The sequence below is a fragment of the Undibacterium sp. Ji83W genome (assembly GCF_049340385.1).
Classification (GTDB): domain Bacteria; phylum Pseudomonadota; class Gammaproteobacteria; order Burkholderiales; family Burkholderiaceae_D; genus Undibacterium.
The window spans coordinates 12,950-33,438 of the sequence record NZ_JBMPOZ010000030.1 but is presented as its reverse complement, the minus strand read 5'-3'; the positions used below and the strand labels follow the sequence as shown (position 1 = coordinate 33,438).

The following is a 20,489-nucleotide window of genomic DNA, read 5'->3' as shown; positions in this document are numbered from 1 at the left end:
CTATAGCTGTGCTTAGCGACCTTGTTCTTGTGCCACACGGGACAAGGTTGCAAACAATTCTGAGCCATCACGGGTATTGAGCCAGTGCTGGCCGTCATATTTGTAATGGAAGCCACCACTGCGTGCGGCCACCCACATCTCTTGCATCGGCGCCTGGCTGTTGACGATGATTTTTGAGTTGGTGTCGATAAATTCCACCGTCAATACATTGCCGCTGCGACTGCATTCGACATCGTATTCATCGTTTTCAAAGGCTAGTTCAAATAATTGCTCGACTTGCTGCAAGCAGGCATCTGCCAGTACCAGAAATTCAGATTCAGTCATGCTACACTCCAGCGTCTTTATATGTAAAAACGCCATTCTATACGGTGTTCAGGGAATACAAGATGCGCAAACTGATTAGCCTATTTTTCATCATGTCTTTATTGACTGCCTGCGGCCAGAAGGGCCCGCTGGTCATGCCAGCCAAGCCTGCTCCTGCAACACCTGCCAGTGCACCATCTCAACCCTGAGAACTTCCCTCATCGGCACGTAGTGCGATCGGGCCAGCCCGCGCTGGAACGCAGCCTTGCACTCCCTGAAAAATCGCCGCGATATTGGCCATGTCCTGCTCGCGTTCGCCTGTCAGTTCCAGGTAATCGACCAGAGCCACTTCGCGTTTGACGAAGTCAAACGAGGCACAACCCAGCGGCACTTTTGCCGTCGTTGCTATATGATAAAAACCGCTGCGCCAATAGGGCTTGTGGCTGCGCGTACCTTCAGGCGTAATCGCCATCCAGTACCAGTCAGACTGATTGATTTTCTCTGCCAGACGGGCAATTGCCCCGGTTGATGTGCCTCGCTCCACCGGTTCTCCACCGAGATAACGCACTAAACGACCAATAGTCGCCCCCGTTGCGCCTTCAAACAGGGAGGATTTGGCAATAAAGTGAAAAGGCATGCCTATCGCCAGCTTGGCCAGCACGCCAACCACGAAATCCCAGTTGGAAGTATGCGGATAGACAATGATGACACCACGTGGCCCGGGCAAAGGACGGTAACGCACGCGCCAGCCATACAAACCCAGGATGTTGATCGCGAGACGCTGGGTAAGTGTCGCAACCGTCTTCTTTTCGAGTAAATAGTCTTCCATGTTTTACGCAATGGGCAGGTCTGTGCCTGCATTCTTCAAAAACGCGATTATGCCGTGAAGAAATATGCGCTGTAAAACAAGATCAATGTGCGCCCGCAACATGAAAAGTGGGCAATTGCAGGCGAGGCTCAAGCTCTGGTGACAACGACAGGGTCACGCCCAAACCAGCGCCACCAAAGACGTATCATGAGCAAGCCAGCAACGATGAGTCCAAACAGCACAGGCTGGGAAAAATCATGCTTGCCTGCTTTCATCCAGAAATAATGCAGCACACCCAGCGGCGCGATCAGGTAGATCAATTTATGCAACCACTGCCAGCGTTTGCCGCCTAGCCTTTTGATCATGCCATTGGTACTGGTCGCAGCCAGAGGGATCAGCAAGACAAAGGCGATAAAGCCAATGGTGATAAAGGGGCGTTTGATGACATCCTTCCACATTTCTGCCACATCAAAGAAATGGTCAAACCAGAGGAAAGTCATGAAATGCAGGAAGGCATAAAAGAAGGCGTACACGCCCAGCATGCGGCGGCAGCGGATAAGCCAGGGCATATGCAACAGCTTGCGCAACGGTGTCACCGCCAAGGTCATGCACAGGAAATACAGGGTCCAGTCACCGGTATTGCGGGTGATGAATTCAACTGGATTGGCCCCCAGTTTATCCAGAAATACAAAACTGACCAGCCGGATAAACGGCAACAGTGCCAGGATGAACAAGACTATCTTGAACTGGGAAACCTGCTTATTGGTAAGCAACATAGCGGCGGTAATCCTAGAAAAACTTTTTCAAGTCCATGCCGGCATACAGCGGTGCCACTTCGCTGTAGCCATTGAACATCAGGGTTTTGCGCTTGCGGGCAAACAAGCCATCTTCACCGATGCGGCGCTCAGTCGCCTGTGACCAGCGCGGGTGATCGACATCCGGGTTCACATTCGAATAAAAACCATATTCGCTGGCTGCAGCAATATTCCATGCCGTACGTGGTTGTTCTTTGACGAAGCGGATCTTGACGATGGATTTGGCTGACTTGAAACCGTATTTCCATGGCAAGACCATGCGTACCGGTGCACCATTCTGGTTGGGCAAGACTTCGCCGTACATGCCAAAGGTCAACAAGGCCAGTGGATGATTCGCTTCATCCATGCGCAGGCCTTCTACATACGGCCATTCCAGCACAGGGCTGCGCAAGCCCGGCATTTGCTTTTTATCTTCGAGCGTGACAAATTCAATGTACTTGGCATTGCCCGTCGGTTCGACTTTTTTAATCAGGTTGGAAAGTGAGTAACCTGTCCACGGAATCACCATGGACCAGCCTTCAACACAACGCAAGCGGTAGATACGCTCTTCCAGCGGGGCCAGTTTCATCAGGCTGTCCAGATCCAGCGTCATTGGCTTTTTGACTTCGCCTTCTATGCTGACAGTCCAGGGACGTGGCTTGAGCGTGTGAGCAGTCACTGCCGGATCAGCCTTGTCGGTGCCGAACTCATAGAAATTATTGTAAGTGGTTGCATCTTTGTAGGCGGTCTTCTTTTCCACCAGGGCATAGGTAGAATTCAGATTGGCAGCCAGTTTTTGTGCGCCAAGGTTCTGGGCAAAAGCGGCGCGGTTAGCCATTTCAAACAGGGCTGTGCCAGCGATGGAACCCAGCGCCATCTTGCGGATGAATTCACGACGCGCCTCAAACACGGCGCGTGGTGTGACTTCAGAAGAGAAAGGCAGGTCTATGCCATTGGGACTACGTTTGATCAGCATGGTGGGCTCCGTTGTTGAGACTGGCGTAACAGCAATTTGACATTGCCATTGCGCCCTAGTTTCTCATGAGTCGCCGTTTCCTGCTAATCCTTACAAATTACCTCAATAATTATAGAGTGCCGTATGAATGCAGGCCGGACAGGAACATGTTCACGCCCAGAAAAGCAAAAGTGGTCACTAACAAACCCACCAGCGCCCACCAGGCAGCAACCTGACCACGCAAGCCCTTCATGAGGCGCATATGCAGCCAGGCTGCATAATTAAGCCAGACGATCAGCGCCCAGGTTTCTTTCGGATCCCATGACCAGTAGCCGCCCCAGGCTTCAGCTGCCCACAGGGCACCAAGAATGGTGGCGATAGTGAAGAAGGCAAAGCCGACCGCAATTGCCTTGTACATGATGTCGTCCAGCACTTCCAGCGCAGGCAGCCTGTCCTTCAGATAGCCTTTGGATTTGAGCAAATAGGCTACAGACACCATGGCTGCCAGGGCAAAAGTACCATAGCCGATAAAATTGGCCGGTACATGGATCTTCATCCACCAGCTTTGCAGGGCAGGCACCAGAGGCTGGATTTCTGCAGCATCACGGCTGACGGTGTACCACAGCAGGAAGCCGACAGCGGCTGAGATGACCAGCATGACAAAAGGCCCCAACTGGCGAGTACGGTATTGCTGTTCATAATACAAATAGAACATCGCCGTAATCATCGAAAACAGGATGAACACTTCATATAAATTTGATACCGGGATATGACCAACATCCGCACCGATCAGATAAGACTCATACCAGCGTACCAGCATGCCCGTGAAGCCCATGACCACGGCAGACCAGCACAAGACTGAACCGACGGATGCACCAAAATCAGAACGGGCAATCAGGCCGCCCCAGTAAAACAGGGTGGACAGGAAAAACAAGGTACTCATCCACAAGATCGCCGACTGGCTGGACAACAGGTATTTCAGGAAGAATTTCTTGTTCGCCATATCCAGCGAACCGCCATATAACTGTATCGCGAACAGGCTCAGTACAGCCAGTATCACCAGCAAGGGGCGTACCGGCTTCCAGTGCCAGCCCAGCCATGCAAATGTCGGTGCGGCCAGCAAGACGATGGCTTTTTCATAGCCATCCATATACGCACCAAAACGGCTGAAAGCAAACAAGGATGCCATGCACAAGGCCACGGCATATACCCAGTCAGCGATACTCAGTCGTTTAAAAAATCCCTGATAGGGTGTGTAATTCTGTGTCACTTCCATCATATATCCCCAGATGCTTGGGCCATCAGGCCCCATGCTTCATAGTGTAGTCGATTACGCTGCATTTCGTGGCGTATCTGCCGGTGCTGCCTGTGCAGCTTGTATTTCCAGCCCAGGCTGCGTACTCAGTTGCCGCAAATGCATTTTCAATTGCTCAAACTCTTTTTCAAAGTCCAACGTCTTGCGCTGTGAACTCAAGGCCATCAGTGCATGTGTACCTGCACCATCATCTTTGATCCAGACCCAGAGACGGCGCTCACGGATATAGAACATGGAAAACACGCCCAGCACCAGGAACAAACAACCCAGATACACCACATTCTTGCCGGGTGAACGTGTCACCTGCAATACCGATGCCTTGACTTCGTCAAAGCCGGTGAGCTGCAAATACACAGGTGCACCGTAGAAAGAAGCATCAGACAATGCTCCTATCGCCAGTTGCAGGAAACGCGCATGTTTTTCATCCAGTTCATAGACGGGCAAGCCTTCTTTCTCGCGTGCCACCATCCACAGTTCCCACATACTGCCGTTCAAGACCTTGATAAAGCCTTCGGCAACTTTCTCTTGTTCTGCCTGCGGCACTTTTTCCAGTAATTTGGAAATCGCTGGCAGGCCGGATAATTTCTCGTCACCGGCAAAAGCATCCAGGCTGATTTTGGCAGAAGTTGCCCACAGATCAGTTTTTTGCGCACCGCTGCTTTGATTTCTCTTGACCGCATGCTCCGCAAAGCGTGTTACTGCCAGGGCACGCATTTCAGGATTTTGCACTGCCGCGCGCATACGCATCCAGTCCTTGATGCTGTCTTCATCATCTGCCGGTATGCGCAGATAGCGAAAGGCTTCACTGGGGGAGTCGCGTGTGCCTGCCAATATCATGTAGTCACCATTGATCTGCACAGGCTGCATGTAGTTATGAAATTCCCTGGCCTGGCCAGTTTTATCGCGCAATTTATATTGCAGGCTGGGGCCGACGTTTTTCAAATCTTTGTTATTGGCATTCTTGGCGGCTGACCCCAGGTGTTTGTCCAGGTCAGCGGTGAATTTTTCATTCAGGCTCTGGTTGGGATTCACCGCCCTGACATCACTGCCATTGCGGGCCATATTCTCTACGTTGAAGGGCCGGAAACCTGACCACTCTATCGTAAAGTCATTGCCGGTACCTGGCTTCAAAGCCGTGCTGCCACCCACTTCACCTGTCATGGTCAGGGTGCTGACATCCGGCCCCAGCATAGGATAAGCCTTGACCTGCAAGCGGCTGCCACCATCTTCAAAACTTGATTGATAGACAGCAATGCCTTTGTAAATCAAAGGTTCATTGACCTTGATGGTAGAAGCAAAGGACTTGCCGGTTTCATGGTCGGTGACTTCCACATCACTGGCAAACAGCTTGGGCATGCCGGTGGAGTAAAAGTCGATGGTGAATTTTTTCAGCTTGATGGTGAAAGGCAAGTCTTGTATCAACACACCCGTTGCTTGCGGCAAAATGGCGGTGCTGCTGCTGGCCCCCTCAGGGATCATGGTGTTGCCACGGAAGGTAGGGGTATGAGGTGACAAGCGATGCTGGGCAGGGATTTTGGCAATAATACCGCTGCCATCAAAAGGCACCTTACCCATGAACCACTGTTGAAAGCGGATGGAAAGATCGGAATCCAGCATGCCGCCGACTAAAATGATGACAATCGCACTATGGGCAAAAATATAACCCCATTTGTTTGCTGCGCCTTGTTTGGCCGCAATCAGGGTCGCACCGTCTTTTTCAACGAGCTTGAAGCGATAACCGACACGTGCAAGGTGAGCCAGGATTTGTCCAGTCACTTTCGCTCTGGCATTATTACTATGCCATTCGGAACGATGATGGAAATTACGCAGGGATTGCTCGCGCACGGTATCGCGCCAGCTGCGCATGTCCTTCAGCATCTTGGGGGCATTGCGTATCACACACAAAGAAGTCGAGGTTACCAGCGTACCCAGAATAAGCAGGAACCACCAGGCAGAATACACGGCATACAAGCCAAACTTGTCAAAAATCTCAAACCAGAAAGGGCCAAACTGGTTGACATAATTTGGCATAGGCTCGTTTTGCTTGAGCACCGTACCAATGATCGCTGCAATCGCAATGAACGCCAGCAAGCTGATGGCAAAACGCATGGAAGACAGCAATTCCACCGCATCCGCCAGCCAGGCGCGCCGGGTTTTTAGCTGTATGCCGCCAGTATCTGCAGGCTGATCGCCTTCTGTCTTGTTTTCCATACTCTCTGCTTATTACTAGTGATATTACTTTTGAGATGACTGATGAAGCTTGCGCAAAATGAATGTGGCAGATGTTAGAGGAAACATCCTTGTCAGGAAGTGTTTTATATCAACATCCGGGCGCAACGAATAGTACACGCTTCATCAAAAATTGGCTGAAACACCATCAGGCAGTTTCATAGCTGCGTCCATCATGAAAAAAGGGGATGGCTATCGCCACCCCCTCCTCAACTACTTATTCTTAATCAGGACTTACGCAAACTTGTCCCAGCAAGGCGCAGCGACGAAGACAGTACTTTAGTACGGCTAGGAGCTGCAACGTAGCTGGGGCGGGTTTGCGTGAGTACTGTTATTTCAAGCCTGCGACATAGTCTGCAACAGCTTTAATTTCATCTTCAGACATTTTCTTGGCGATAGTCATCATCTGTGCGCTGTTTTGACGGGCACCAGTGATTTTTGCGCCATCCTTGCGGGAACCGTTCTGGAAACCAGTCAGCTGGGCAATAGTGTAATCCTGATGCTGCCCAGCGATACGTGGGAATTGTGCAGGGATACCAGCGCCATTCGGGCTATGACAGCCTGCGCAGGCTGGAACATTTTTCTCAGCGATACCACCGCGATAGATTTGCTTGCCCAGTTCAACGATGTCTTTGTTTTTTGCAGTACCTGGTTTGGATTTTTGCGTAGACAGGTAAGCTGCAACGTTTTTCATGTCATCTGCAGTCATGGCCTTGGCAAAAGTAGTCATGATGGCATTTTTACGTGTATCACCAGTAAAGTCTGTCAATTGCTTGACCAGATAAACCTCATGCTGCGCAGACAATTTAGGATTGGCAGCAATGGTGGAATTACCGGCAGCGCCATGGCAGGATACACAGGCAGTGATGCCACGTGCTGCATCGCCGTTGGTATACAGTGCTTCGCCTTTGCTTGCATCAGCTTTGGCTGGTTTGGCTACTTCATTAGCGTAGACAGAAGAGGCAAAAGAAGACACCGCCAGGACTGCGACGCTGATGGACTTAGTAAACGATAAAAAAGCACGGTTCATTCAAACACCCTGAGACTAAATAATGGAAATCTGCCCTATTGGCGACACATTTGCAGCGAATTGAGACGTAAAAAGGCACTTTTTGGCAACAAAATACGTTCAATACTGGTCTGTGGGCATGGTTTTAATCGCTGCCCAAGACCTAACCCCTTATTGTACAATAGCTTTCGGGCGTTTTTACTGCCTTATGTTGCATTTTTCCATTATTCCTTTCCTCTATGTCTATCCTCTGGCAAGCCCGCTTCTTCACTACGGTGAATCATCTGCGCGATCTCCCGCGCACCCACGTGCCCGAAATTGCTTTCGCTGGCCGTTCCAACGCTGGCAAATCGACCGCAATCAATACCCTGTGCAATCAGAAAAAACTCTGTTTTGCCTCAAAAACACCGGGCCGCACACAACATATTAATTATTTTTCCATTGGTGGCGCCCATGTAGGCCAGCATCGCAAAGATGAAACCAGGGTCGATGAAATTCGCGCCCTGTTAGTCGATTTGCCAGGTTATGGCTATGCTGAAGTGCCGGGTGCGGCCAAACAACACTGGAACCAGTTACTCGGCGCCTATGTACAAAGACGCACGCAACTGGCAGCCCTGGTCCTGATCATGGATGCCCGCCGTCCATTTACTGATCTGGATATACAGATGCTGGAATGGTTTGCACCAACTGGCCGCCCTATCCATTGCATTTTAACCAAGGCCGATAAACTTAATCGCAGCGAATGTACTGATGCCTTACGTAAAGCCAAGGCAGTGCTCGACAGTTACGTTGATGATGAAGGCCCTCTCTTCCCCTTCAGCCTGCAATTGTTTTCTGCACTGAAGCGCATAGGCATAGAAGAAGCCGATGCAGCAGTACAGCATCTGGTTGGTCTGGATAGAGACCCTATCGTTGATACTGGCGATAATGCTGGTGAAACCGATGCAGAGGCCGATGTAAATACAAACGCCAACGCAGATACAGCGGACGCACCTGCAGAAGCCCAGGCAAACAAGCCGGCTGACGTAGAATAAAAAAACCCCGGCAAAATAGTCTTCTTGCCGGGGTAATAACACCGTTACGAATAGGGACGCACGGTGCCCGCTCAGGGAGGAGAAGCGGTAGGCGTGGAGTAGATCCAACCTATGCATTAAGATGTTGCAACTTAAAAAAAGTTTCATTAACCTGCATAAAATTCTTTTCATTGATTTTCATCTGACCATGTCATCCACTAAGCCATCCACCAAGCCATCTCATCCATCAGCACATTTCCCTGCAATACGTATGCGCCGCATGCGTAAAGATGCGTTTTCGCGCGCATTGATGCGTGAAAACATGGTCACTGCTGCTGACTTGATTTACCCCGTTTTTGTCATCGACGGCGTTAACCAAAGTGAAAAAGTTTCATCCATGCCTGGCGTAGAAAGAGTAACGATAGATTTGCTCCTGGGAGTGGCCGAAGATTGCGTCGCCTTGGGCATACCGGTGCTGGCGCTATTCCCCGCCATCAACCCGCATTTGAAAACCCCAGATGGTATAGAAGCGACCAATCCCAAAGGTTTGATCCCGCGCGCAGTACGTGAACTGAAAAGCCGCTTCCCTGAACTGGGTATACTGACTGACGTGGCACTCGATCCCTATACCAGCCATGGTCAGGACGGTTTGCTGAATGCGGACGGTTATGTCCTGAATGACGAAACCACTGCCATGCTGGTACGCCAGGCATTGGTGCAGGCGGAAGCCGGTGTCGATATCGTCGCTCCCAGCGATATGATGGATGGCCGCATAGGTGCGATCCGTCATGCACTGGAAGCGAATAATTTCATCCACACCCGCATCATGGCTTACTCGGCCAAATATGCCTCGGCATTTTACGGTCCTTTCCGCGAAGCCGTGGGTTCTGCCGCCAACCTGGGCAAGAGTGATAAAGCCAGTTACCAGATGGACCCGGCCAACAGCGATGAAGCCTTGCGTGAAGTTGCGCTGGACCTGGCCGAAGGTGCCGACATGGTCATGGTCAAACCAGGCATGCCTTACCTGGATATCGTGCGCAGGGTCAAGGATGAATTCAAGGTGCCGACCTTTGCCTATCAGGTCAGTGGTGAATATGCGATGATCAAGGCAGCAGCACAAAATGGCTGGCTTGATCACAACAAGACCATGATGGAATCCATGCTGGCCTTCAAGCGTGCCGGTGCCGATGGCGTCCTGACTTATTTCGCCCGCGATGTTGCGCGTTTGCTGAAACATACTGGCTGATCGCCGTGTCTGCGATGTTGCGCGCTGCCCTCATCTTCATTTTTGCTGCGCTGGCAATTGCTGGTGCAGAATGGGGAAAAGAGATAGACAGTGCGCAATATCTTCACTATATTTTCAAACCGCTAACAACGCTCGCCATCTTCTTTTTTGCCTGGCGCAGCAAGCCTGTCATCAGTGCCACCTATCAAAAAGCCATACTGGCAGGCATCATCTTCTCCCTGATTGGTGACATCTTTTTGATGTTACCTGGCACAGTATTTCATCATGGTTTTTTGTGCGGCCTGCTGAGTTTTTTACTGGCTCACATTTGCTTCCTGCGTGCACTGATCAGTGACAGTCGCTTTGCCGGAAAACCACTGGCCTTCGTCTGCATCGCCGCACTGGGCATTATCAACCTGTTGATATTGTGGCCGGGTTTGCCGACAGCTTTACAAATCCCTGTTATTGCCTACGTCAGCCTGCTGCTTTGCATGACGGCGCAAGCCATCAGCCGTGGCCTGCAATTGCGCAGCATGTCTGGCCACCTCGCATTAATTGGTGGCCTGTGCTTCATGTTGTCAGACACATTGCTCGCCTATAACCGCTTCTATGCACCAATTGCACATTCTCCTTTACTCATCCTCAGCAGCTATTATCTGGCGCTGTGGCTGATTGCAGCTTCGGTCACGTCATCCCACACTGAATAAGGCCAGGATCATGCATGAAAAAATCATTACCTTTGCCAGCCCGGTTTTTTTCATCCTGATCGCCCTTGAGTTTATCGTGGCGCGCAAGCGCCAGCGTCATTTGTACCGCATGAATGACTCACTCAATAGCCTGAGTCTGGGTGTCATGAGCCAGATCATAGGGGCGTTTTCCAAGCTGTTTTCGATAGGCATGTATGCGCTGGTTCTCAAGCATCTTTCGCTGTTCAGCCTGCCATCGAATAGTGCCTGGGTATGGATAGCCGCATTGCTGCTCTACGATTTTTTATACTACTGGCTGCACAGGATGGGGCACCAGACCAATTTGCTATGGGCTGCCCATGTGGTGCATCATCAGAGTGAGCAATACAATCTGAGTACGGCATTGCGGCAAACCAGTACCGGGCCTTTGTTTGGCTGGATATTTTATTTGCCGATGGCGTTGATAGGTTTTCCACTGGATGTATTTATTGCAGTTGCCCTCATCGATTTGCTTTACCAGTTCTGGGTGCATACCGAGCAGATAGGCAAACTGGGCTGGTTTGACCGTGTGTTTGTGTCGCCATCAAATCACCGAGTTCATCATGCTGTCAATGATATGTATCTGGACAAGAATTTTGGTGGCATCCTCGTCATTTGGGACAGATTGTTTGGCACTTTCATAGAAGAGCGCGATCACGTAGCCATCGTCTACGGCACGCGCAAGCCACTGCGTAGCTGGAACCCTTTATGGGCCAATCTGGAAGTGTATGAGCAAGTCTGGCGCGATTCCTGGCAAACAAAAAACTGGCTGGATAAATTGCAGATCTGGTTGCGCCCACCAGGTTGGCGTCCTGCCGATGTGATGGCGCAATCTGCGTCTGCAGCATTCGATTTGCACAGGCCCATTTATGATCCGGCCATGAGCAAGGCTACGACCTGGTATTGCATAGTGCAATTCATCTTGCTGTTGCAAGCGGCGACGCATTTCCTGATCGTATATAAAACCATCAGCGCCCTGAATGCCAGCATCTACGTCGCTTGGCTGGTGATGGGTCTGTGGTGCATAGGCGGCTTGATGGAAAGGGGCCGTATTTATCTGTTGCCTGAGACTGTGCGTATACTGTGCATCTTATTGATGAATTTATTTACCGCCAGCTGGTTTTATTCCTTTGAGTTAAGCACACCAGTACAGGCATTACTGACTGCCACTTGCCTCATTTCACTAGTTGGACTCTGGCTTATTTTTTCACGACAAAAGACGCATGGACATCTTCCACATTAACGATACGCAGACACTGCAAAATCCTGAGCAACCAGAAGCTTTGGTCAATACAGGTGGTTTTTTATGGCTGGATGCCAGCCATGATGAAGTCGCTGCAGACCCGATCGCCTGGCGTAATCGTGTCGAAGCGATTACGGGCACACAGATTTATGAATTGCATCTCAAGGATGTCAGCAATCTCTCGCACCCTTCTTATTTTGATGCAACCGAAGAGTATGAATTGGTGGTATTTCGCAAGCTGACACTGACGGAAGCAAATGGCGACAACAAGAACGGCGTGAAGCGCAAGATACCTGCAGCATTGAATAAACTGGCGACCACACCTGTCTCGTTTTTGCTCATGCAAAATGTCCTGATTACAGTACGCCCGGCACAGAGCCGCACGGTAGAACTGGCACGCCAGCGCCTGCTCGATTATAAATCACGGGCAGAAAATAATACCCACGGCAGCCGCCTGCCAGTCTCACCAGAAGAGCTGATGCTGCGCCTGCTCAATTCCATGGTTGATCAATACCTGGAATTGCGCCAGCCGCTAACCCAGCAACTCGACCGTTGGCAACATGCCTTGCTCGACCCACGCCGCCCTTTCAATAACTGGCTGGCCTTGCTGGATTCACGTGTGGAATTGCGCAAGCTGGATAATCTGTGTGAAGAACAGCGCGATGCCATGCAGGAATTGCGCGACCATATCGTCGATACCCATGATGGCAATAGCCGCGCCAAAGATTTGCTTTTGGTGCGCACCAATGATGTGATGGAACATATCAGCCGCGTGCTGAACCATGCGCGTCGTCTTGAAGCATCGCTGGAATCTGCAGTGCAAATCCACTTTGCAGCAATGGCACACAGAACCAGCGAAATCATGCGCACCCTGACTGTGATCACCGCCCTGTTCATGCCACTGACACTGATCACAGGCATCTTTGGTATGAACTTTGAAGTCATGCCACTGCTCAAGCATGCATCCGGCTTTTGGTACACCATGGGTGCGATGGGTGTCATCGTCGTGCTCTTGCTGATTTATTTCCGCAGCCAGCGCTATTTGCAAGACCAGGCCAGCCGCAGGATAGAGTAAATCGCGAAAATTTCCCTAGTTCAGAACATACAATAAAATTTAGATACCAATGCAAGAACACACTTTTCTCTGGCATGACTATGAAACCTTTGGCGCAGTTGCCCGCCGCGACAGGCCAGCGCAATTTGCCGCCATACGCACGGATGCTGATCTCAATGAAATCGGCAAGCCAGTCATGCTGTACTGCCAGCCCGCCAATGATTTCTTGCCTGATCCACAGTCTTGCCTGATCACCCATATTACGCCGCAAACCTGCCTGGAGCGCGGCATACCTGAACATGAATTTGCGGCAAAGATAGAGCAGGAACTGGGCAAAACCGGCACCATAGGCGTGGGCTATAACACCATCCGCTTCGATGATGAAATTACCCGTTTCATGTTCTGGCGCAACCTTATTGACCCGTATGCACGCGAATGGCAAAACAATTGTGGCCGCTGGGACATCATGGACATGGTGCGCACCTGTTATGCGTTGCGCCCTGATGGTATCAACTGGCCACTCAATGATGAAGGCAAGCCCAGTTTTCGCCTTGAACACCTGACCAAAGCCAATGGCATTGCGCATGAAGCAGCACATGATGCGCTGTCAGACGTGCGTGCCACCATCGCCCTGGCCCGCCTGATACGCGAGCGCCAGCCCAAACTGTTCGACTTTTGTTTTGCCCTGCACAAGAAAGACAAGGTCGCGGCGGAAATCGATATGCCCGATCTGAACAAAGCTTTTTTACATGTATCTGGCATGTTCCCGGTTGAGCGTGGCTGCCTGGCAGTCATGTGGCCGCTGGCCATGCATCCCAAGAACAAAAATGAAGTCATCGCCTGGGACCTGTCTCATGACCCGTCGGAGTTGGCTGGACTGGATGCAGAGACGATACAGCTACGCATGTTCAGTAAAAGCGATGCCCTGCCTGAAGGCGTACAACGCCTGCCTGTGAAAAGCATACACATCAATAAATCACCTATCGTCATCGGCAATCTGAAAACTTTGTCAGCGCCCATGGCTGAGCGCTGGAAGATAGATATGCATATAGCGCAGGAGCACATTATCAAAGCAGTCGCTCTGCCCGCCTCTGCCAAAGCGATATGGGAACAAGTGTATGCCCGCCCTGAAGCTGCGGCAAGCGATGTGGATGAAGACTTGTACGGTGGCTTTGTCGGTGCCGGTGACCGTCGCCTGTTGAATGATCTACGCCGTATGAATGGCGTGCAACTCGCCAAGGCCAGCACCAGTTTCCAGGACCCGCGTCTGGCTGAATTACTGTTCCGCTACCGCGCCCGCAATTTCCATGACAGCCTGAGCATGGAAGAGCAGGAAACTTGGGAAGAGCACCGCGCTGCACGTTTGCTCGATGGTGCAGGCAATGCCAGGACTGTGGATATGTATTTCAATGAAATAGATACTTTGTCAGAAACAGCAGATGAAGCGGCAGAAGAGATTCTGGGTGCTTTGTATGACTATGCTGAAATGATCGTACCGTCACGATAGTTTCTATTTTTCACGCAGAAAAACAAAAGCCACGAATCAATCGTGGCTTTTGTTTTTTTATACTGATGCACTACATGAGTTGCGCAAAATTGTCCCAGCAAGGCTATCGCTTTCAGGAAACATCTCTTGCAAGAGATGTTCGTTGCGTCGGTGGACAACATGTTGTCCAAAACCCCGACTGTACCGTCAGCGACGAAGACAGTACTTTAGTACCGAATTTACTAAGTGCCGGAGCTGCAACGCAGCTGGGGCGGTTTTGCGCAAGTCATGGTTTATTTGGCTGTGGCGTAACTCGCAGATACGGGCGCGCAGCAGTATAGCCCTTAGGATATTTTTGCTTGATCACATCTTCATCCTTGATAGACAGCGGGATGATCACGTCATCACCATCACGCCAGTTGCCTGGAGTGGCGACGGTGTAGCCATCTGTCAATTGCAGGGCATCGATGACACGCAGGACTTCGTCAAAATTGCGGCCTGTGGTCAGGGGATAAGTGATGATGAGGCGGATTTTTTTATTCGGGTCGATGACGAACAAGGAACGTACAGTCACAGTCTCTGACTGGTTAGGGTGGATCATGTCATACAGTGCAGCAACTTTTTTGTCAGCATCTGCAACGATAGGGAAACCGACTACCGTATTTTGCGTAGCTTCAATATCCTTGATCCATTGCAGATGGGATTCTGCACCATCAACTGACAGAGCAATCGCTTTTACATTGCGCTTGTCAAACTCTGGTTTGAGTTTTGCAGTCAGGCCCAATTCTGTTGTGCAGACTGGCGTGAAGTCAGCTGGATGGGAAAACAAAACTACCCAGGAATTACCTGCCCATTCATGAAATTTCAAAGACCCGATAGAGGAATCTTGCTCAAAATCAGGGGCGATGTCACCTAAACGCAAAGTCATATTTTTCTCCAAAAAGACACAAGACTTTGAATATAGCCCCTCTGCTGCGCTTACTCAAGGATAGTTTTATTGCATGCTTATACATTCTAAGAATATGCTTTATTTTCCTTCAGCACGATTCAAGGATTGCAGGAATTTATCTGCATTCTGATAACCGATGACGCGCTGCCCGGGGATTTCTTTACCCTGTGCATCAAAGAAGATAATGCCTGGCGGACCAAACAAGCCAAAGCGTTTCAGCAAGGCTTTATCGTCGGCATTATTGGCAGTGACATCGACTTGCAGCAAGAGCATATTGTCGAGTTTGGCTTTGACTTTAGCTTCGGGGAAAGTCAGTTTTTCCATCTCTTTGCAAGAGACGCACCAGTCGGCATAGAAATCCAGCATGGCTGTCTTGCCTTTGGATTGAGCCAGGGCAGCATCGAGTTCAGCAATACTGCGTACACGGGTAAATTTCACATGTTCCGTACTGCCGCCATACAAGTGGGCAACAGGAGAAATTACATCACGGCCACCAGTTGCAACGCCCAACAACTGTATTGCACCAACCAGGAAACAAATCACCGCAACCACTTTATTGAACATGCCGCTGCGCTGAAAAATAAACTGATACACACCAAAGCCAATTAATAAAATCGCCCAGGCCAGCATCTGTATCCAGACAGGAATGACGGGGCTGACCATCCATATAGCCAGAGCCAGCATCAATACGCCAATAAAACGTTTAACGCTTTCCATCCATGCACCGGCTTTTGGCAACAAACTTCCGGCTGACAAACCCAGTAACAATAGAGGGGTCCCCATTCCTATAGACAACATGAACATGGCTGACCCGCCTACGGTCATATCCCTGGTCTGGCTTATATACACCAAAGCGCCTGCCAGCGGCCCTGTTACGCAAGGACCGATGATGAGTGCTGAAATAATCCCCATGATAAAGACACCAAACAGCTTCCCTATCCTGCGATTTTTTGTCTGCCCTTCAGACAAGACCGTCAGCTTCGTTTGCAATGCTGCTGGCATTTGTAATTGATAGACGTTGAACATGGACAACGCGAAAATCACGATAAAAAATGAGAAGGTTCCCAGTACGGCAGGTTTTTGCAATTCGGCAGCCAGACTTTCGCCAGCGAGGGCCGCAACGATACCAAATATCGTGTACAAGACCGTGGTACCCAGCACGTATGCCAGGGAAAGAAGGAAGCCCCGGCTACGGGTAACGCTGACACCCTCGCCAACAATAATGAAAGAAAGTATGGGCACCATAGGCCATACGCAGGGAGTCAATGACAGTGTCAGACCGAGGAAATAGGCCAGGGGCAAAATGACCCATAGCTTGCCGCCCTTGAGTGCCTTGCTGATGCCTGAACTGTCATCATCAGATGATTCACTTGCGGGTTTGCCTGTAACTATTTCTGAACCGTTTGCAGATGTCGCTGCTACGGTGGCTGATGATGCGCCAGCAATCTGCAATTTAATCGGTGTTTCCAGTGGTGGATAGCATAGCCCGCCATCGGCACAGCCCTGACGCCCAACATTAAGTGTGAAATCTGCTGCGGCCTGCACGGGTATGCGTACCACCAGGGATTTACGGTAAGTCTCTACTTCCTTTTGAAAGGTTTCATCAAACTTGACTTTGCCCTTGGGCATGTCGATATCGCCGAGTTTGGCATCATCGGAACTGAATTTGAAACGTTCGCGGTAGAGGTAATAACCATCGGCTATGGTAAAAGTCACCTCTGCCATACCTGGCTCTGCCATTCTGGCGGATACCTTGAAAGCTTCTTCAGGATCGAGGAAGTCTTCTGCGCTGGCAAAGGGAGCCAGTAGCGAAGCAAACAGCATGGCAAACACCACGGCACACAAACGCCATAGCTGTGATATACGGAAGTTCTGTGGCCGGGCTGGCATGTGTGCAGAAAACAGTGGCGTTGAGGTGTTCATGGCGTTTCGGTTTCTTTTCTCACCCAGTCCAGATAAGCCGGTAGTCCGGCCACCAGGGGGATGGCTATTATTTCGGGTAGATCATAGGGATGCTGGGCGAGGATCAGTGCTTCCAGCCTCGAGTAGCAGGCTTGCCGGGTCTTGATCGTCAATTGCACTTCAGTATCAGCCTGTTGCTCACCATCCCAGTTGTAGATGGACAATATATCAGCAGAAATGTTCACACAGGCAGCCAATTTTTCAGCGACGACCTGGCTGGCCAGTTTTTTGGCTATTTCGCGGTCTGGCAAATTAGTTAATACCAGGATCAGATTGTCATTATCCATCGCTATTCCCTCGGCTGGCTGTGCCATCCAGCTTTAAAACCTGCATGATGTTTGGTCGGGCACAAAACGAGCGCATTACAGCCTGGAGCAAAAATAAATGCCCTGCCAGTGCATTGCTTGAGAGTGTATATAAGCAAGACCTTAAACATATCCAAAAGCACGCATCCATAAGCAAGAAGCCGTTCAGTTTACACTGAACGGCTTCTTTAAGTTTTAAGCAGTCTGGGCATGACACCCAAATATGCTAATTACTCAGCAACTGGTGCATCAGCTGCATCTACGCCTTCTGGACGGTCCAGCAGTTCAACGTATGCCATAGGAGCATTGTCGCCGACGCGGAAACCCATTTTCAGGATGCGCAGGTAGCCGCCGTTACGATTTGCGTAACGTGGGCCGAGTTCAGCAAACAGCTTGACTACCATTTCGCGATCGCGCAAACGGGAGAAAGCCAGACGCTTGTTAGCCAGTGTGTCTGTTTTACCCAAAGTCAGAATCGGCTCGATAACGCGGCGCAGTTCTTTGGCTTTTGGCAAAGTTGTTTTGATGGCTTCGTGACGCAACAGGGATACTGTCATGTTGCGCAGCATTGCCAGACGGTGGGAAGAAGTACGATTCAGCTTACGTAAGCCGTGACGATGACGCATGGTATTTCCTTTCAGATTTAAATGCCAGCTCTTCTATCGATAAGCAAACTTATCGCGGGCCGGTAATTATTTTTACTACGGTTAAAAAACGGGCAGGCTGTCTCAGCCCACCCGTTGGGACAAAATTATTTTTCCAGGCCAGCTGGTGGCCAGTTTTCCAGTTTCATGCCCAAAGACAAACCACGGGAAGCCAGAACTTCCTTGATTTCGTTCAAGGACTTGCGACCCAGATTTGGTGTCTTCAACAGTTCGTTTTCGCTACGTTGGATCAGATCACCAATGTAGTAAATGTTTTCTGCTTTCAGGCAGTTGGCTGAACGTACTGTCAGTTCCAGATCATCGACTGGACGCAACAGGACAGGATCAACTGCAGGTGCGCGGGATGGAGCTTCAGCAGCCGCTTCAGTACCTTCCAGGGCAGCGAAGACATTCAATTGATCAACCAGCACGCGGGCGGATTGACGAATTGCTTCTTCAGGGGAGATAACGCCATTGGTCTCAATATTGATAACCAGTTTATCCAGATCAGTACGTTGTTCAACGCGGGCAGATTCCACAGCGTAAGAAACACGGCGTACTGGAGAGAAAGACGCATCCAGTATCATACGACCGATGGTTTTGTTCGCATCTTCAGACAAGCGACGAACGTTACCTGGCACATAGCCACGGCCTTTTTCTACCTTGATCTGCATGTCCAGCTTACCGCCGGCTGTCAGATTGGCGATAACGTGATCCGGGTTGATCAGTTCTACGTCATGCGGCAGATCGATGTCAGAAGCCAATACAGCGCCTTCGCCATCTTTTTTCAATGTCAGTGTGACTTCATCACGGTTGTGCAACTTGAAGACTACGCCTTTCAAGTTCAACAGGATGTCGACGACGTCTTCTTGCACGCCATCGAGGGAAGAGTATTCATGAACTACACCGGCGATCACAACTTCAGTCGGTGCATAACCAACCATAGTGGACAACAGTACGCGACGCAATGCGTTGCCCAGTGTGTGGCCATAGCCACGTTCAAACGGTTCCATCACGACTTTAGCGTGACCGGCACCCAACATTTCCACATCGATAATACGTGGTTTTAACAGATTGTTTTGCATGAATGTCCTTTTCAATACCCTCGGTTCGTTACACCGATAAGGCTGACGGCATTAAAGAAAAAAGCCTGCCTGTAATAAAACAGGCAGGCGGTGAAACTTGAATATTAACGAGAATACAATTCAACGATCAGGGATTCGTTGACATCGTGAGCGATATCGCTACGATCTGGCATGGACTTGAAAGTACCTTCCAGTTTTTTCGCATCAACAGCTACCCATGTAGGCATGCCGGATTGTTCTGCCAGAGACAGCGCTTCAGCGATACGAACTTGTTTTTTAGCTTTTTCACGAACAGCGATCAAATCACCAGCTTTAACCTGGTAAGAAGCGATGTTGACAACGATACCGTTGACTGTGAATGCTTTGTGGCTCACCAGCTGACGTGCTTCAGCGCGTGTGGAGCCGAAGCCCATACGGTAAGCAACGTTGTCCAGACGGGATTCCAGCAATTTCAACAGTGTTTCGCCTGTGTTGCCTTTTTGACGGTCAGCTTCAGCGAAGTAGCGGCGGAACTGACGTTCCAAAACGCCGTACATACGTTTAACTTTTTGCTTTTCGCGCAATTGGTTACCGTAGTCAGAGGTACGAGCACCAGAAGTGCGACCATGTTGACCTGGTTTTGCGTCCAGTTTGCATTTGGAGTCCAGGGAGCGACGTGCGCTCTTCAAGAACAGGTCCGTGCCTTCGCGACGGGAAAGTTTTGCTTTTGGTCCGATATAACGTGCCACGATATTTTCCTTGTAAATGACGTAATGTTTTCTACACTACGCTAGTCTGATCTACCTGCGAGCAGACGGTGGTCTTAACAACAAAGGCCAAGCCTTTGATTAATTTGTACTACTCTAGAATTTCCACAACACAAAACCCGCCAACGGAATGGCGGGTCTGCATTCTAACGGAGATTCCGCAAGAATGCCAGCAGAGAATAAATCTGCTTGCTTAAGGCGCTTAAATAACCAGCGTCTTAGTGTTCCAGCTTAGATACGACGACGCTTTGGAGGGCGGCAGCCGTTATGTGGAACTGGAGTAACGTCTTGAATCAGGGAGATCTTGATACCCAGATTGTTCAAAGCGCGTACTGAAGATTCGCGACCTGGGCCTGGGCCTTTGATACGAACTTCCAGATTTTTGATACCGCATTCAACGGCCACTTTACCAGCTGCCTCTGCTGCAACCTGCGCTGCAAACGGAGTAGATTTACGTGAGCCTTTAAAACCAGCACCACCGGCAGTTGCCCAAGACAACGCGTTGCCTTGACGATCAGTGATCGTGATGATGGTGTTGTTGAAAGAAGCATGAACGTGAGCAATACCTTCTGCAACGTTCTTCTTAACTTTCTTACGCGCACGTGCTGCTGCGGCGTTATTTTGAGCTTTTGCCATAAT

21 protein-coding genes are annotated in these 20,489 nt (G+C 50.2%); 7 read left to right on the top strand and 14 right to left on the bottom strand.

Annotated elements, in window-relative coordinates:
* Positions 1–12 precede the first annotated feature (12 nt).
* Complete coding sequence (gene cyaY / locus ACO0LD_RS29400) at positions 13–324, bottom strand: iron donor protein CyaY (RefSeq protein ID WP_423012652.1); 312 nt, start codon at positions 322–324, stop codon at positions 13–15.
* A 62-nt stretch (positions 325–386) separates the two neighbouring features.
* Between cyaY and lptM the strand changes: the two genes are divergently transcribed.
* Positions 387–512 carry an LPS translocon maturation chaperone LptM gene (gene lptM, locus ACO0LD_RS29395; protein WP_423012650.1) on the top strand — a complete coding sequence of 42 codons (126 nt, stop codon included), beginning with the start codon at positions 387–389 and terminating at the stop codon, positions 510–512.
* Here lptM and ACO0LD_RS29390 read toward each other — a convergent pair.
* From ACO0LD_RS29390 to ACO0LD_RS29365, 6 genes are all read right to left on the bottom strand, one after another.
* The gene (locus tag ACO0LD_RS29390) at positions 503–1,132 is read right to left on the bottom strand and encodes a 1-acyl-sn-glycerol-3-phosphate acyltransferase (protein WP_423012648.1); all 630 of its coding nucleotides are present in this window, start codon (positions 1,130–1,132) and stop codon (positions 503–505) included. The two genes, lptM and ACO0LD_RS29390, sit on opposite strands and share 10 nt — an antisense overlap.
* Positions 1,133–1,260: 128 nt before the next feature.
* The gene (locus ACO0LD_RS29385; protein WP_423012646.1) at positions 1,261–1,887 is read right to left on the bottom strand and encodes a sulfite oxidase heme-binding subunit YedZ; all 627 of its coding nucleotides are present in this window, start codon (positions 1,885–1,887) and stop codon (positions 1,261–1,263) included.
* 13 nt (positions 1,888–1,900) lie between these two features.
* Positions 1,901–2,881: a protein-methionine-sulfoxide reductase catalytic subunit MsrP gene (gene msrP / locus ACO0LD_RS29380; RefSeq protein ID WP_423012644.1), complete on the bottom strand. Its 981-nt coding sequence runs from the start codon at positions 2,879–2,881 to the stop codon at positions 1,901–1,903.
* A gap of 109 nt (positions 2,882–2,990) precedes the next feature.
* Positions 2,991–4,139, bottom strand: coding sequence for a c-type cytochrome biogenesis protein CcsB (gene ccsB / locus ACO0LD_RS29375; RefSeq protein ID WP_423012642.1), 1,149 nt, complete (start codon positions 4,137–4,139; stop codon positions 2,991–2,993).
* Between the two features lie 51 nt (positions 4,140–4,190).
* Positions 4,191–6,386 carry a cytochrome c biogenesis protein ResB gene (locus ACO0LD_RS29370; RefSeq protein ID WP_423012640.1) on the bottom strand — a complete coding sequence of 732 codons (2,196 nt, stop codon included), beginning with the start codon at positions 6,384–6,386 and terminating at the stop codon, positions 4,191–4,193.
* Positions 6,387–6,735: 349 nt separating this feature from the next.
* The gene (locus tag ACO0LD_RS29365) at positions 6,736–7,434 is read right to left on the bottom strand and encodes a c-type cytochrome (RefSeq protein WP_423012638.1); all 699 of its coding nucleotides are present in this window, start codon (positions 7,432–7,434) and stop codon (positions 6,736–6,738) included.
* A gap of 218 nt (positions 7,435–7,652) precedes the next feature.
* On the opposite strand from ACO0LD_RS29365, the gene yihA reads away from it, so the two are divergent.
* The 6 genes from yihA (at position 7,653) to sbcB (ending at position 14,180) form a co-directional block, all read left to right on the top strand.
* Positions 7,653–8,447 carry a ribosome biogenesis GTP-binding protein YihA/YsxC gene (yihA, locus tag ACO0LD_RS29360; protein ID WP_423012636.1) on the top strand — a complete coding sequence of 265 codons (795 nt, stop codon included), beginning with the start codon at positions 7,653–7,655 and terminating at the stop codon, positions 8,445–8,447.
* Positions 8,448–8,634: 187 nt separating this feature from the next.
* A complete protein-coding gene (gene hemB, locus ACO0LD_RS29355) occupies positions 8,635–9,672 on the top strand; it encodes a porphobilinogen synthase (protein ID WP_423012634.1) in 1,038 nt (345 codons plus the stop codon).
* Positions 9,673–9,686: 14 nt separating this feature from the next.
* Positions 9,687–10,358, top strand: coding sequence for a lysoplasmalogenase (locus ACO0LD_RS29350; RefSeq protein WP_423012681.1), 672 nt, complete (start codon positions 9,687–9,689; stop codon positions 10,356–10,358).
* Positions 10,359–10,368: 10 nt separating this feature from the next.
* A complete protein-coding gene (locus tag ACO0LD_RS29345; RefSeq protein ID WP_423012632.1) occupies positions 10,369–11,619 on the top strand; it encodes a sterol desaturase family protein in 1,251 nt (416 codons plus the stop codon).
* On the top strand, positions 11,600–12,694 hold the full coding sequence (locus ACO0LD_RS29340; protein ID WP_423012630.1) for a magnesium transporter CorA family protein: 1,095 nt from the start codon (positions 11,600–11,602) through the stop codon (positions 12,692–12,694). Before ACO0LD_RS29345 ends, ACO0LD_RS29340 begins: the two co-directional genes overlap by 20 nt.
* A 49-nt stretch (positions 12,695–12,743) precedes the next feature.
* A complete protein-coding gene (gene sbcB, locus ACO0LD_RS29335) occupies positions 12,744–14,180 on the top strand; it encodes an exodeoxyribonuclease I (protein ID WP_423012628.1) in 1,437 nt (478 codons plus the stop codon).
* Between the two features lie 265 nt (positions 14,181–14,445).
* Here sbcB and ACO0LD_RS29330 read toward each other — a convergent pair whose 3' ends face one another.
* From ACO0LD_RS29330 to rpsK, 7 genes are all read right to left on the bottom strand, one after another.
* The gene (locus tag ACO0LD_RS29330; RefSeq protein ID WP_423012626.1) at positions 14,446–15,087 is read right to left on the bottom strand and encodes a peroxiredoxin; all 642 of its coding nucleotides are present in this window, start codon (positions 15,085–15,087) and stop codon (positions 14,446–14,448) included.
* Positions 15,088–15,186: 99 nt separating this feature from the next.
* Positions 15,187–17,031 (bottom strand): protein-disulfide reductase DsbD, encoded by a 1,845-nt coding sequence (gene dsbD, locus ACO0LD_RS29325; RefSeq protein WP_423012624.1) that lies wholly within the window; start codon positions 17,029–17,031, stop codon positions 15,187–15,189.
* Positions 17,028–17,357 carry a divalent-cation tolerance protein CutA gene (gene cutA, locus ACO0LD_RS29320; RefSeq protein WP_423012622.1) on the bottom strand — a complete coding sequence of 110 codons (330 nt, stop codon included), beginning with the start codon at positions 17,355–17,357 and terminating at the stop codon, positions 17,028–17,030. Before cutA ends, dsbD begins: the two co-directional genes overlap by 4 nt.
* A gap of 248 nt (positions 17,358–17,605) precedes the next feature.
* The gene (rplQ, locus tag ACO0LD_RS29315; RefSeq protein ID WP_110255935.1) at positions 17,606–18,001 is read right to left on the bottom strand and encodes a 50S ribosomal protein L17; all 396 of its coding nucleotides are present in this window, start codon (positions 17,999–18,001) and stop codon (positions 17,606–17,608) included.
* 125 nt (positions 18,002–18,126) lie between these two features.
* On the bottom strand, positions 18,127–19,104 hold the full coding sequence (locus tag ACO0LD_RS29310) for a DNA-directed RNA polymerase subunit alpha (protein ID WP_110255934.1): 978 nt from the start codon (positions 19,102–19,104) through the stop codon (positions 18,127–18,129).
* Positions 19,105–19,208: 104 nt separating this feature from the next.
* The gene (gene rpsD / locus ACO0LD_RS29305) at positions 19,209–19,832 is read right to left on the bottom strand and encodes a 30S ribosomal protein S4 (protein ID WP_422948925.1); all 624 of its coding nucleotides are present in this window, start codon (positions 19,830–19,832) and stop codon (positions 19,209–19,211) included.
* Between the two features lie 249 nt (positions 19,833–20,081).
* On the bottom strand, positions 20,082–20,486 hold the full coding sequence (rpsK, locus tag ACO0LD_RS29300; protein ID WP_110255932.1) for a 30S ribosomal protein S11: 405 nt from the start codon (positions 20,484–20,486) through the stop codon (positions 20,082–20,084).
* Positions 20,487–20,489: the final 3 nt, after the last annotated feature.